The organism is Enterovibrio norvegicus DSM 15893 (genome assembly GCF_900115495.1).
GTDB classification, from domain to species: domain Bacteria; phylum Pseudomonadota; class Gammaproteobacteria; order Enterobacterales; family Vibrionaceae; genus Enterovibrio; species Enterovibrio norvegicus.
This window is the reverse complement of sequence record NZ_FOWR01000028.1, coordinates 60,200-73,856: the sequence shown is the minus strand read 5'-3', so window position 1 is coordinate 73,856 and position 13,657 is coordinate 60,200. Positions and strand designations below refer to the sequence as shown.

Here is a 13,657-nt window from a genome sequence, read left to right as displayed (position 1 = left end):
TAACGGAAGAGAGGCTTCAGCGAACATCGGCCTGACGCCAAAGCAACATAGCTCTGGTGGCAAAGAACGTATTGGTCATATCTCGAAACGAAATGCAGATAAGCGACTCCGAAGTATCCTTTTTCAAGGAGCGCTTTCCGTTATCTCCAGCGTCATCAAACGGCCAGCAAGGACGACAAAAGAGCAATGGTTAAAAGCACTCATAGAGCGACGAGGAAAAAAGGTTGCTGCGATTGCTTTAGTCAATAAAACAGTCAGAACGGCGTATGCATTACTGAAAAGCAATTCGGAGTATCAGCCACAACTTCTGGCTTAATCACCCGCAATATTCAACAAAGAGCGATGTAAAACAGGTAAGACCAACCAACAGCAGCTCGTTAGGTCCTAAGGCATAAGATGCCGTTTCCTAGATTAAGCCTGTTGGTGCGAATACATTTTTGGGCGAGGTAGCTCCTCATTACAGCCCGTATATAAGCGCGCATCTTAATCCGTTTTACAAAAGCTTCTTGTTGAATCACCGAGGGAGTCCATATAAGGAACTAGGACCTGTTCTTTCTGTTCTTCCTGCTCTCCTTGCTCTCCCTGCTCTCCTTGCTCTTCCCCCTTCCCTTTCCTCGTCATAAACATCAAGGTCAACAATACAGCCACCAGCAAACCACTGCCCATCAACAAGGCGTAGTCTTCGAGTCGGAGGATGGAGTATAAGAGTGCATAGAGCCCCGTGAGCATCGACAACATGATGATCCCTCGTCGTGTACTTCCTGTTGCGCTGCCCACATACGCAGGGATACTGACCAAAGGAATACTCGCCGCCGACATGAATGCCATGGTGAAACTCATGTGTTCAGAAAGCGCCAATAGCACCAGATAAAACAGCGTCATGGCAGCACCCACCATGGCGTACTGCAGCGCCGACAAGCTCTGTGCATTGCCTTGCTTCATACCAAGTTCAAACATCATCAATACAATAAACGTCAACGCAACAAACAGCAGACCGTACTTCAATGAGCGCTCAATCTTTCCGTAGTGAGTGTTTGGCTCAAATAGCTGGGTATAAGCATTCGCCTCGTCGAGGTTGATGCTGGCAGAATCAACAAAAACCTGCGGATAATTTCGGCTTAAATGGCTGATATTCCACGTGGCAGAAAAGCCGTTATCGTTAATGTTTCTCGCCGTTGGCAGTGCGCCCACAAAGCTTGGGTGCGGCCAGTCTGTTGTTAATTCAAACGTTGAGCTTTCCCCTAACGGCAAGAAACCAATTCCTTGCGAACCACGTAAACGGATTTTAAAATCCAACGTAAACGGCACGGGTGTTTCCGCCAGCGAGATAGGACGATGAAAGCCACGTTTCAGTGCATCAGTGTCCAGCCCGGTGCCCGACATCAAACTCATTTCAGCGGGTAGCCCTTCTCCTGTCACCGTGAACATGTCTACGCCATCAATCGCTTTGTTTGCGGATAACCCGAACACCAAACGTGCGGCATCAAAATGGAAGGTTTCGAGGTTGGCAATATTGGGTAGCGCAAATTGAAAATCAGCCTTACCTTCGATCGTGCTTTGGTAAACGAGAGACTGATAAATGCCTCGAGTGCGAAAGTCATGTGTTAATCCCGCTTTTAGATCGAGCGTTTTTGGCAAGATCACGACTTCATCATAGCGATGTGTTCGGCGCTCACTTACCTCTTTCAGTTCGCCGTCTCCCGTAGCCACTTCTTGAATCACCACATAGGTGTAAGGCAGCACGAGCACAGGCCCCGCCAAGGTTTGCTCACTCCCCCATGACTCACCGATTTCATTCACCACGTCTTTGTACAAATACTCTCGCTCATTCGCCATGTCATGCACCATAGAAAGCGGCACGATCGCAAGCAAGCAAAGCGTTAAAGCCAACACACCTTTGAGTAGTAGAGAGCTTCGGGCCTGCAATTCAGGTAAATCTATATTCACGTTTAGGCGGTTTAACCCGGTTCTAATGAGCACAAACGCGCCAAAAGCAAACACGGCGAGCAGCAAGAGGGCAAACAGCCCAAAGATTAAATCTGTCATGGGTCTTCCTTGCATGAGGAGAGTGAAGTGATCGTCGAGAGGACATTAAACCAAAGTGATGAGGTCACAGGCTGGCAATGTGGTGATCAATTGTGGCGAGAATATGGCGGACAGAATGGTTAAGGCGTTGAACAACAGCGAAGATATTCAACAACGCAACGTATTTAGCAAGGCTGGACTGTCGAGATCCTTTTCCTAGAAGAAGCCGCCACTCGTAAAAAGAACAACGTCACTTACGTTTCATGCCCAGAGTCGAAAGACAATCTCAACACTGCCCGCATGGGCTATTTGAGACTGTTCTCATCAGCCATATAGAAACCTTCTGGGCATAGCAGGTAAGTAACATCAATGGCGAAAGGCATTGAGTCAGGTTTGTTAACGTCGTTTGTTCTATGTCATTTAGCGAAGGGGCATTCATGACATGAGAATTTGAGCATCTTCACGCCGTTTAGGTACATCATCAAAATAAGATTGCGCCAAGGCCACCCAAACTGGCACCAAGCATTCCTAATAATGTTCCCAATTTTAAGTGGAAATTTGCGTCTTTAGGTATAGAAAGCCCAAGCCCAACAATCACTAAAATGGCACCGAATGCCGCCAAGATTGGGCCATCAATAACATCCACCAATAAACACACCAAACCAATGTAGACAAAAGCGACAAAGGGCAGTGCACATCTCAATATATACCACCAAAGATCCGCTTTACTTTCTTTCATAATATTTCCTTGGATAAAAGACACTATTTGATACCTTTCATCACTAAAAATAAAATTCAGTCCACAGATAGTCGGTCCAATTCATAAAATAAAAAGCTTTTGTCTCATGGCTTAAGACCTTCAGACCCAAAGGTTTGGCTCATACAAATGACATAGAGGATCGCTAAGCCTACTCTGTCGTTTTACGAGCAAATGAACGGTATGCGCTCGTTACCGGAACAATAACTTGAGATAGCAGTGCTATACCCCACAGAAGATTCCCCAAGATAGAGGGGATATATGGCACAAACAACAATGTTACCCCTGCCATAATAATGCCAAACCAGCGTATTTTGGCTATCGCAGACCGTTGCGCTTGGCGTTGTTCAATAACATGTTGGATCATCAATAGACTGAAAAGGTAAGCACATAAACCAAGGCAACCTATTACCGCATACTTGTAGGGATAGTTATCCCAAAAACCTATCTTTACTTCTGCAGAAAGGGCAACCCCGATACACACAGCCGAAAGCATCAATAACAGATGTGCGAGAGTCCAAATAATTAACGTTTTCTGATGCGTGTTTTTGGGTTTACCGTCCCCTACAAAATCAAAATACATCCAGCACATGACGAAAATTGCAGCTGCACCAATCACATAATTGACGAAGACATCAGCACTCACGGTGTCGATGCCAACGTCTGATAAGGTGAGCACGAGCTTAAAGAAGCCTTCCCCTGCAACGATTAACAGCAATAGTGCAAAACGCTCAGCCATATGCCCAATGCGGGGTACACTGCGTTCAAAGCGCATAGTGCCGAGTTTGGGTAGGGTAAAAAGGCAGAGCATTAGGATAATACCCGCCCCAAACAGCGCATAGCTATAAGGTTGTGGCAAAAACGCACTGACACCAAAAATAGCAGCACCAATACCAAAGTTTCGGGACATTTCACATGGAAATGGGTCTTCTTTGTCGAGGCTAACAAACCGTGCTCGCCGGTAGAGATTCGCAATGATCAATCTATTGATGGCATAGCCCATCGCAAAGTATGCCCAACCGTCTCCGTCGATGGTCGTTATCGAAGAGGACATCAACATGACTGTCACGATCTGCGCGGACATAATATACCGATGATGAATATCTGTGCTGACATAGAGAGAGTTAAATAAAGAGAGATCAAACCACGCGAGCCAGACAACAATGAACAGGGCTGCAAACACAAAAAATCCGTTAAAACCCAAATGATGGCTTAAATAGTTACCCAAAACAAAAATCGACACGACATGCACAAGATCATAAAACAGTTCTAGCCAGTGCACGTGGTCGCGGCTTGCGTTGCTATCGAGATAATGCTGGGGCTTTCGCCACAAAGCTTGGTCTGACAAATTCATAAACTGTCGTACATCGTATATCGCTGAATTGGGCAAACATTTTAATTCCCAGTACCAAACCAGTTATTATTGTTATTGAGAATGCCAATTCTAAAATTGGTTCTTACTGTGTGTTGAGTTCCTCTAATGACCCGAGAAAGTAAAGAAAAGAAGACAGATTTCATTTAAAAGAGCACTACTTTTGAATGTCACCCTTTTAGATTAAGTAAGAAAACTCGCTTAAAACCCTCGTAATATCTTGAAAAATTCAATTTCAGCCACTCTCAAAACCTGTACTCAGAGCAAATTCTCACAATGATTAAAGTCGTATTAATTAGACAGCCAAGGGGTCAATATTCGACCACATTTAATCACGTAACACAGGGCCTCAGGGTAATTATTGCCTTTTTATTCATAGCCCACCTCGAATGTTATTAAGCAAAATCATTAAGGAGATCCTAATGAAAGCTGCAGTCGCTCATGAATTTAAACAAGACCTGAAGATAGAAGATGTCGAGATCCCTTCCATAGGTGTTAACGATGTTCTCGTTAATATTAAAGCCTCTGGTGTTTGCCATACTGACATCCATGCCTGCCACGGTGATTGGCCTGTAAAACCCAAGATGCCGCTTATTCCAGGTCATGAGGGCGTAGGAGAGATTACCGAGGTAGGGATGAATGTCGGGCATTTAAAAAAAGGCGACCGGGTGGGCATTCCATTTTTGTATACCGCATGTGGCTATTGTGACTACTGCTTAGAGGGAAAAGAAACACTCTGCCCTGACTGTCGATATACGGGTTATCACGAAGACGGAGGGTACGCTGACTACTGCCGCGCAGACGCGCGTTACGTTGTGAAAATTCCTGATGACATTGACTATATTGAGGCCGCTCCTCTATTTTGTGCAGGTGTCACATCATACAAAGCACTTAAAGTCAGCAAAACCAAGCCTGGCGACTGGGTTTCTGTCGTTGGTGTTGGCGGTCTGGGTCATTTGGCCGTTCAATATGCAGTTGCAATGGGTCTCAATGTGATTGCTGTTGACACGGGCGCTGACAAAAAAGATTTATCACTGCAACTAGGTGCGTCACATTTCATTGATTTTAAATCTGGCCCTCCAGAACGACAAATCAAATCCCTATTAGGCACGGGTGTCCATGCTGCCGTCTGCACTGCGGTGTCAAAAGCAGGCTTTGAAAGCGCCTATGCATCTGTGCGAAGAGGGGGAACGCTGGTACTTGTAGGTTTGCCACCAGAAGACATGCCAGTACCGATTTTTGATACCGTTATTAATGGTATTACCTTGGTTGGCTCTATTGTAGGTACGCGCAGAGATTTAGAAGAGTGCCTTAATTTTGCAGCGGCTGGAAAGATAAAAACAAATATAGAGGTGCGTAAACTTGAGGAGATCAACACCATTTTTGATGAGCTTGAAAAAGGTCAAGTTACTGGACGCATTGTCATGGATTTGTCCTAGTGCACGAACCAGAAAAGCCATCGCAACAAGCCAATGATGGCTTTTCGGTCAATGAAGACTGTGAGTAGATATCAAAGGCTCGCCAACAAGGCGCACGCCTCACTGAACTGATTTGGCCAAATATTTGGCCATTTCGGCCTCAGGCACCATGCCGCCACCTGTTGCCCATACTAAGTGAGTCGCATTTGCTAGTGTGTTATCCGTCATTTTCAAGCGAGCCTGATATTCCGCACCATTGGATACATGCACAGGTCCAATCATGCCAGCAAGGGCTGATGGTTCAAGGCGAACGTTCTCTAACTCACTTAGCTCACGCAGATGAAGATACATGCGCTCATCAGAAAGGGTGTAATAACCATCAATTAGTCTCTCCATCGCTCGACCAACAAATCCAGACGCTCTACCAACCGCAAGACCGTCTGCAGCAGTGACATTATCAATGCCAAGATCTTGCACGGCTATTTCGTCATGCAGCCCAGTATGCACACCCAGTAGCATACAGGGTGAGTGTGTCGGCTCTGCAAATAAGCAATGAACGTGATCACCGAAAGCCATTTTGAGGCCAAATGCAACACCACCAGGTCCACCACCGACCCCACAAGGCAAATAGACAAAGAGTGGGTGCTCTGCATCAACCACAATGCCTTTTTCACTAAATTGTTGCTTTAATCGCTCTCCAGCAACCGCATACCCAAGAAACAAAGTACGGGAGTTTTCGTCATCGATGAAAAAACATGTAGGGTCTTTTGCTGCCTCTAAGCGTCCCTGCTCTACGGCCATCCCATAGTCTTGTTCATATTCGATCACCGTTACACCATGAGACCTAAGTCGACGCTTTTTCCATTCCCGCGCATCGGCAGACATATGAACAGACACTGTAAACCCAAGTTTTGCGCTCATAATGCCAATAGACATCCCCAAGTTACCAGTCGAACCGACCGCAATACTGTATTGGCTAAAAAACGCATTAAATGAATCATTATGCAAAACGCTGTAGTCATCACTCTCTTTTAAAATCCCGGCATTTAGCACAAGCTTCTCAGCATGAGCTAACACTTCATAAATTCCGCCACGTGCTTTAATCGATCCCGAGATAGGCAAATGGCTGTCTTTTTTTAGCATCATGCGCCCTGAAATAGGCGTTTGGTATTGAGCTTCTAGACACGCTTTCATCCTGTCTATAAACACAACGTCAGATTCAATAATCCCCTTGGTTTTTGCTGTTTCTGGAAACGCCTTTGCAAGATAAGGGGCGAATCGACGCAGTCTTTCACTGGCATCTTTGATGCTCTCGGCATCAAGACCTACATAGGGTAAACCGACATCAAGCGAGGTGATCTTTGGGTTAAACCACATCACTTCTTCCAGATCTATTAGCTTCTTTACCAAAGGAAACTCAGTAATGAGTGAGTTAGTACTTTGCATGGCATTTTTCCCGCATACTCGGTCTATTTAACGCCCATTACAACAGATGAGGAGAGAGCATGACAAATGATCAAAAATCACACTCAGATGAATTTATTTCACACAAAGGCAAAGGTTAACAAAAAGGCGCGATTTCAATTTTTATCGCATTTCACTCAATAGATGTGAAGATACCTATTAATATCTGCGTCATGTTGAGCACGACAATCCTTTATAAATACAAATACCCTCATGTTGTACGGACATATAAGGTGAATTATTATTTAACAAAGACGCGATGGTTAAGATCCAGTGCACAATGAAGAAACAGCTAGCTGTATGATGACTGGAATACCTTTTTGCTCCATTCGGTTTCATCTTGAGTAACGAGCTATGTACAGTAACGAAGCGTATACAACGACGAATCAACGTATTAATAGTTTTCAGTTGTCAAAACTGCACACCTTTGAGGTGGCTGCAAGGCACAGTTCTTTTTCACTTGCCGCGAAAGAACTTTCAATAACTCCAAGTGCCATTTCTCACCGAATCAACAAACTTGAACAAGAGCTTGGCATCACATTATTTGCCCGTTCTCATCGAAAGATCACACTCACAGAAGAAGGAAGGCGCATTTATTTTGCGCTCACGCAAACACTCAACACATTGAATCAAGAAGTCATGGACGTAAGGAGTGGCGATGTCTCTGGCGCATTGACCATCTATTCCCGGCCCTCTTTTGCGCAAGGCTGGTTAGTGCCGAGACTCCGACATTTTTCACAGCGATACCCTTCCATTTCACTGACGATACTGACGGGAAATGAACACGTCAACTTTCAAGGTTTTGGCATCGATGCGGCAATTTATTTTGAAAAAAGTGCGCCTGAAGACCTATGGGCACAGCCGCTGATGTCAGAAAGCATTCTTCCCGTATGTACCAAAGCGTATGCAGATTCACTTGGACTGATTGATCAACCTCAAAACCTTAAAAACGCAACACTATTGCACGATAATCAAGCGTGGGACTACCACTCAAATAGTGATGAATGGGCGCTTTGGGCGAACAAGAATTGCGTTCCCAATATACATCAAATCCCAAGCATTTCCTTTGACCGTTCAGACTTAGCCGTCACAGCAGCATTGAATAGTGCTGGTGTCGCCATTGGACGTTTGAATTTAGTCGCCGACATGCTTGCAGGTGGGCAGTTGCTTTCACCTTTTGGTAACAATGCTATGCCTTGTAAACAAAAATACTACGTCGTGACGGGCAATCAAAAACACTCGCGCAAACTTTCTCTCTTCATTAATTGGCTGAAAGAAGAGAACGGTGTTCAGCCTTAAAGGGGAAAAAGCGTTCTTCTTAGTGAGTATTAACCTTACAGATACTGTTTGACCACAAGTTAAGAAAACGCTCAATAATGCATATAAAAATCAAGGGCTCCTTGGTTTCCTAGCACACCAGATATACAAAAATTAATACAGACGTTACATAGAAAAGAAATCAGTACGGTTGTTGTTTATCATGTTAACAATAGTTGTTACATTGTAATGATTCTTATTCACACCAAGCTGGTGCCGTGCCCGTTTTTCATTGTGTTACAGGATCATCGCGTTTTGCATTTTTACTCCTTGTTTTAGTTCTGGGGTTAAATGCTGTTTCTTTTTACCACGAAGCCGATACATCTGAAGATTTTCACGCAACACACTCATGCATGCTTTTTGATTCAATTCACCATGCCGTGATTTACGCGACCGTTTCGATACCAACAACCGTGGATCCCGAACATGACAAAACCTTTGAAAGTGTAGAAGCGCGCCTTAGCGCGAATTTCCGTCCACGCACTCGCTCGCCACCGTTGTGATAGCACCCTCCATTTAATCATTACACCTTCATTTTTATAACGTTAAAGGAATACGTTAGGGATCTTTATGACTGAAATTTCATACGCCACGGTGGCAAAAAAGAAGAAAATCGTTCGAGTGTTCGTTTATGGTGCCCTCATTCTTGCATGTGTTGCGGTATGGTTTTCAACCCAACAGCCAGCACAATTAACCCCCGAGAAATCAAACACATTATCCATCAGTGGGCCTTGGGAAATCTCCAGCCTGGATCCGTCCAAGCAAGGCTACATTCTCACTCGCATGCAGGTTATCGAAACCTTGTTGAATGTGAATGAGAAAGGCGAAATCACGCCAGGTTTAGCGTCTGCATGGCAGGTAAGCGATGATGGCGTAGATTGGACGTTCACACTGAAAGATGACGTGGTTTTTCACGATGGCACAGCCATGAATGTCGATGCGGTATTGGGCAGCCTCAACAACGCGTTAAAAAAGCACGGTACGCTCAAAAAAGCCTCCGTAGAAAGCATTAAAGCCGTTGGCGATAACCAAATCCAATTTCACTTGAGCGAACCTTACGTCGCCTTCCCTGCACTTCTGACCAACTATTCGACCGCCATTGTTGCGCCGGCGTCTTATAACGAAACGGGAGACGTTGCGACACTTTACGGAACAGGCCCATATCAAATGGAAAGCTTCGAACCACCCCACAAACTAACGGTGAAAAAGTTTGGCGACTATTGGGGCGACAAAGCCAACATCACGTTCGCGACCTACCTGACAGGGCACCGTCCTGAAAGCCGTATTCTTCAAGCAAAATCGGGCGAAGCTGACATCGTGTTTACACTTGCCCCCGCCATGATCACGCAGTTGGCAGACACCAGTGACGTGAACGTGCACAGCAACCTGATCCCCCGTACCTTGTTTGTAAAACTCAACAGTGGCCATCCTTTCCTTGATGACGTGCGCGCTCGTAAAGCCCTGAGCATGGCGATAAACCGTGCGGCGATTGCGAAAAATGTCTTGAGTGCTGAAGGTTCTGAAACCGCGCAGTTGCTACCAAGCTCGATGTCTCAATGGTATGTCGCGGACTTGCCAAACGACGAATTTAACCACGCTGAGGCCAAAGCACTGCTGGCAGAAATGGGTTGGGAAGCCAACGAGAGCGGAAAACTCACTCGAGGTGGTAAGCCTTTCCAAATTCGTTTAATCACCTATGCCGATCGCCCTGAACTTGCCACCGTCGCTACCGCGATTCAAGCGCAGTGGGCAGAGCTTGGTGTGGACTTGATTGTCGATATCACCAACTCCAGCATGATCCCAGCAGGACACGCAGACGGCTCACTGGAAATGGCGCTGATTGCGCGTAATTTTGGCTTCATTGCGGACCCTCTTCCTATCATCAGCACCGATTTCTCAAACGGTGGTGGCGACTGGGGCACCATGAACTGGGAAAACGCCGAGGTGGATGCCGCCATTGCAGAGCTCATGCAGACTCGCGACACAGCTCGAAGCACAGTATTGAGCCAACACGTCGCGAAAGCCATCCACGAAGATTACCCCGTGCTACCTATCTCCAGTTACAGCCAGCACACCGCGGTAAACAGCCGTGTTCAAGGCTTCGCGTTTGACCCGTTTGAGCGCAACTACTTCATCAACCAAATGGATTTTAAATAAGCATGCTTTCGCTGATTAAAAAGCGGTTTTTCCAATTGGTTCTCGTGGCGTGGGGGGTTGGTACCCTCACGTTTATCATGATGAGAAGCTTACCCGGTGATATGGCTTACCGCATTGCGGCAAGCCGATACGGGCAAGATAACGTGGATACCGCCGCTGCTAACTTGGTGCGCGAAGAATTGAACCTCGACCAAGGCTGGGTGAGCAGTTATGTAAGCTGGTTGATGGATCTGATGCAATTTAACCTTGGCAATTCACTCGTGAGTGGTTTGCCAGTGAGTGAAGCCGTTGCCCACCAGCTCGGCCATTCGCTACTGCTGGCGGTATTCGGGATTTTGCTGTCTTCCCTGATTGCCGTGCCCTTGGGGATTTGGTCAGCAAAGAAAGGCGGTGCGATTAACAGCGCGCTCGTTTGGTTTTCAACGAGCACCAAAGCGCTGCCAGTTTTTGTGTTGGGCTTGGTATTGATCCTTGTTTTTTCGATGGAATGGCAACTGCTTCCCGTCGCTGGATTTGGTACCTGGCAACATATCGTTCTGCCAGCCCTCACGCTAGGTATCAGCTTGGCCGCAGTGTCTAACCGTGTTGTGCATGCCAGCGCACTCAACGTGCTGCGATCTCCGTTCTATCAATTCTCCCGTGTCAAAGGATTGTCTGAGTTACAAACCTTTCTTCGCCATGGCGTAAGAAACATGGCTGTGCCCGTGATTGCGTTTATCGGCATTCAACTGGTGAGCGTGATTGAAGGCATCGTGATGATCGAATCCCTCTTTTCATGGCCGGGCGTTGGGCATGGTTTAGCGCACGCCATTTTTGCGCGTGACATTCCCGTCATCCAAGGCTGCGCACTCGCAATGGGGGTGCTGTTTGTGTTACTGAACAGCGTTATCGACGTCGCGTGTTATTGGATCGATCCAAGAGGGAGAGAAGCGTAATGATGAAGAATCTTAAGGCTCGCCAGTATAGTGGATTGTCCCTTTTGTTTGTGCTGTTTGGCTTCGCATTGTCTGTCAGCTGGCTATCGCCTTACACCATTGAACAACAAGATCTCGCCATGACTTTACTTCCTCCAGACAGTGCGCACTGGCTAGGAACCGATCACTTCGGACGTGATATGGCAACACGCCTTGCAAGTGCGATTGCACTGTCTTTCTCGCTAAGTTTGCTCTGCGTGATCACATCATCCGTGTTGGGGGTTGCCTTGGGGGTGTGCTCAGCATGGGCAGGAGGTCGCTTTGAACAAGCCTTAGATGTATTGGTGAACATCCTGTTGGCCTTGCCTGGATTGGTCATGGTGCTGCTGCTTGCCGCCATCGCACCGGGGTCGTTCCTTGTGCTTTATTTGGCGATTTCATTGGTTCAGTGGGTTGAGTATTATCGCGTCACCCGCGTCATTACTCGTACCAAAATCAACAGCCCAGAAAGACAACTCTCCGCCATGATGGGGTTTGGAAAGTGGTATCAATTCAAACGTCATATTTGGCCAGCCATTTTGCCGTCGGTATTAACCATGGCTGCTTTTGGGGGAGCAAACGCCATTCTCATGATGGCATCCCTCGGCTTCGTCGCTGTTGGCATTCAGCCACCGCTCGCCGAACTGGGGTTAATGAGTGTCGAGCTTTTCCCGTTCTATATCGAAGCACCGTGGGTGTTGGCGCAACCTTTGGTTGTGGTCGCATTGCTGGTGTTAGGTTTTCATCTTTTAGCAGGAACAGGCGATGACCCCATTAATTCAATTGACTGATCTCTCGATCAACGCGGAGGATGTATCGCTTCTTGAGCCACTCTCGTTATCGCTCTTTCAGGACAAACCCTTAACCATTTTGGGTCAAACCGGCTCAGGAAAAAGCCTGTTAGCGCAAGCGATCATCGGCTTGCTACCTTCCACTTTGCAGCAACACGGTCGCGTCGAAATCATGGGAAAATCCCATGATATTCCCGCTCTAAAAACGCTTTGGGGTAAACAGATGATCATGTTGCCTCAAGAACCTTGGCGTGCGTTAGATCCGCTGATGCAAAGCTATCAACAAGTGGCCGAAGTGTATGAATGCGTGCACGACCAAAGCCCTGAATCCGCGTTTAATAGTGCAATCAATGATTTGGATGAATTGGGGCTAAAATCCAGTGCGTTGAAGCGACCCGGCCAGCTTTCAGGCGGTATGGCGCAACGTTTAGCGGTAGCAGCCGCAACAGCGGGCGGCGCAACCCTGATTCTGGCGGACGAACCCACCAAAGGGCTCGATGTTAGCCGCAGGGATGACATCATTCAGCTTTTGATAAAAAGTGCACAAGGCGGCGGCTTGCTGACCATCACGCACGATATCGATGTCGCTCGCCAAATTGGTGGCGACATCATAGTGATGAAAGAAGGCACCGTGGTTGAGCAAGGCACAGCGACTCAAGTGCTCGAACAACCGCAGCATCCCTACACACAAGCACTGATCGCCGCAGACCCTCGTCATTGGAGTAAAAGTGAGTATCCACAAGCACTCACCAAACCCGTGCTGAACGTCAGCGGTTTAAGCATTGGTCGTCAACACCAATCCCTCGCGAACGACATTTCTTTCACGCTTCACGCAGGCGAAGTCATGGGCGTGGTTGGCGACAGCGGCTGCGGGAAAAGTACATTGGGTGACACGCTGCTTGGGCTGCTTCCTCCCTTAGAAGGCAGCATCAATAAGCTGGGTGAAAACATCACACCTTATCAATGGCTCAAACTGTTTCAAGACCCGCCATCCGCCGTCACATCGAGCGTTACGCTTGGGACGTTACTGGACGATCTGATTGTGCTTCATAACATCAATAGGCAGAAAATTGCGCCTTTGATGGAAAAGCTCAAACTTGCCCCTGAACTGCTTGAAAGACGAAGTACCTCAGTATCAGGCGGCGAGCTACAACGTTTTTCGATTCTTCGTGCGCTACTGCTCGACCCTGTGTTCTTGTTCGCCGATGAACCCACATCTCGACTCGACCCGATCATTGCCAAGGAAGTGACAGAGATTTTAATCGCCCTCGCCAAAGAGCAAGACTGCGCTGTATTGTTGGTCAGTCATGATAAGAATCTTATCGAGAAACGCTGTGATTCGGTGATTCATTTGGGTTAGGACTAGAAAAATAAGATAGGTGCAAAAAACAGCCCACCGTCAA

11 protein-coding genes are annotated in these 13,657 nt (G+C 46.9%); 7 read left to right on the top strand and 4 right to left on the bottom strand.

All coding sequences use genetic code 11. The features are described from left to right. Positions 1-316, top strand: a 316-nt coding sequence (locus tag BM082_RS17155; RefSeq protein ID WP_139218802.1) for a transposase, incomplete at its 5' end; no start/stop codon positions are given. Between the two features lie 167 nt (positions 317-483). Here the strand turns inward: BM082_RS17155 and creD are convergent. The 3 genes from creD to BM082_RS17140 all read right to left on the bottom strand — a co-directional run bounded on the left by creD (position 484) and on the right by BM082_RS17140 (position 4,136). Further along, complete coding sequence (gene creD, locus BM082_RS17150; RefSeq protein WP_074927914.1) at positions 484-2,046, bottom strand: cell envelope integrity protein CreD; 1,563 nt, start codon at positions 2,044-2,046, stop codon at positions 484-486. Between the two features lie 460 nt (positions 2,047-2,506). Further along, positions 2,507-2,764, bottom strand: coding sequence for a hypothetical protein (locus BM082_RS17145; protein WP_017017453.1), 258 nt, complete (start codon positions 2,762-2,764; stop codon positions 2,507-2,509). A gap of 169 nt (positions 2,765-2,933) precedes the next feature. Continuing rightward, entirely contained in the window at positions 2,934-4,136 is a 1,203-nt protein-coding gene (locus tag BM082_RS17140; protein ID WP_074927911.1) for a low temperature requirement protein A, read from the bottom strand. Positions 4,137-4,576: 440 nt separating this feature from the next. On the opposite strand from BM082_RS17140, the gene adhP reads away from it, so the two are divergent. Continuing rightward, the gene (gene adhP, locus BM082_RS17135; RefSeq protein WP_074927909.1) at positions 4,577-5,593 is read left to right on the top strand and encodes an alcohol dehydrogenase AdhP; all 1,017 of its coding nucleotides are present in this window, start codon (positions 4,577-4,579) and stop codon (positions 5,591-5,593) included. Between the two features lie 99 nt (positions 5,594-5,692). Here the strand turns inward: adhP and BM082_RS17130 are convergent, their stop codons facing one another. Further along, positions 5,693-7,018, bottom strand: a complete 1,326-nt coding sequence (locus tag BM082_RS17130; protein WP_074927907.1) for a D-serine ammonia-lyase — start codon at positions 7,016-7,018, stop codon at positions 5,693-5,695. Positions 7,019-7,390: 372 nt separating this feature from the next. Here BM082_RS17130 and dsdC point away from each other — a divergent pair, with 372 nt between their 5' ends. The 5 genes from dsdC to BM082_RS17100 all read left to right on the top strand — a co-directional run bounded on the left by dsdC (position 7,391) and on the right by BM082_RS17100 (position 13,614). Further along, positions 7,391-8,335 carry a DNA-binding transcriptional regulator DsdC gene (gene dsdC / locus BM082_RS17125; RefSeq protein WP_074927905.1) on the top strand — a complete coding sequence of 315 codons (945 nt, stop codon included), beginning with the start codon at positions 7,391-7,393 and terminating at the stop codon, positions 8,333-8,335. Positions 8,336-8,923: 588 nt separating this feature from the next. Continuing rightward, positions 8,924-10,510: an ABC transporter substrate-binding protein gene (locus tag BM082_RS17115; RefSeq protein ID WP_017010343.1), complete on the top strand. Its 1,587-nt coding sequence runs from the start codon at positions 8,924-8,926 to the stop codon at positions 10,508-10,510. Positions 10,511-10,512: 2 nt separating this feature from the next. Continuing rightward, the gene (locus tag BM082_RS17110; RefSeq protein ID WP_017010342.1) at positions 10,513-11,445 is read left to right on the top strand and encodes an ABC transporter permease; all 933 of its coding nucleotides are present in this window, start codon (positions 10,513-10,515) and stop codon (positions 11,443-11,445) included. Beyond that, on the top strand, positions 11,445-12,254 hold the full coding sequence (locus BM082_RS17105; protein ID WP_074927900.1) for an ABC transporter permease: 810 nt from the start codon (positions 11,445-11,447) through the stop codon (positions 12,252-12,254). The genes BM082_RS17110 and BM082_RS17105 overlap by 1 nt, the downstream gene beginning before the upstream one ends. After that, entirely contained in the window at positions 12,229-13,614 is a 1,386-nt protein-coding gene (locus BM082_RS17100; protein WP_074927897.1) for an ABC transporter ATP-binding protein, read from the top strand. Before BM082_RS17105 ends, BM082_RS17100 begins: the two co-directional genes overlap by 26 nt. Positions 13,615-13,657 lie beyond the last annotated feature (43 nt).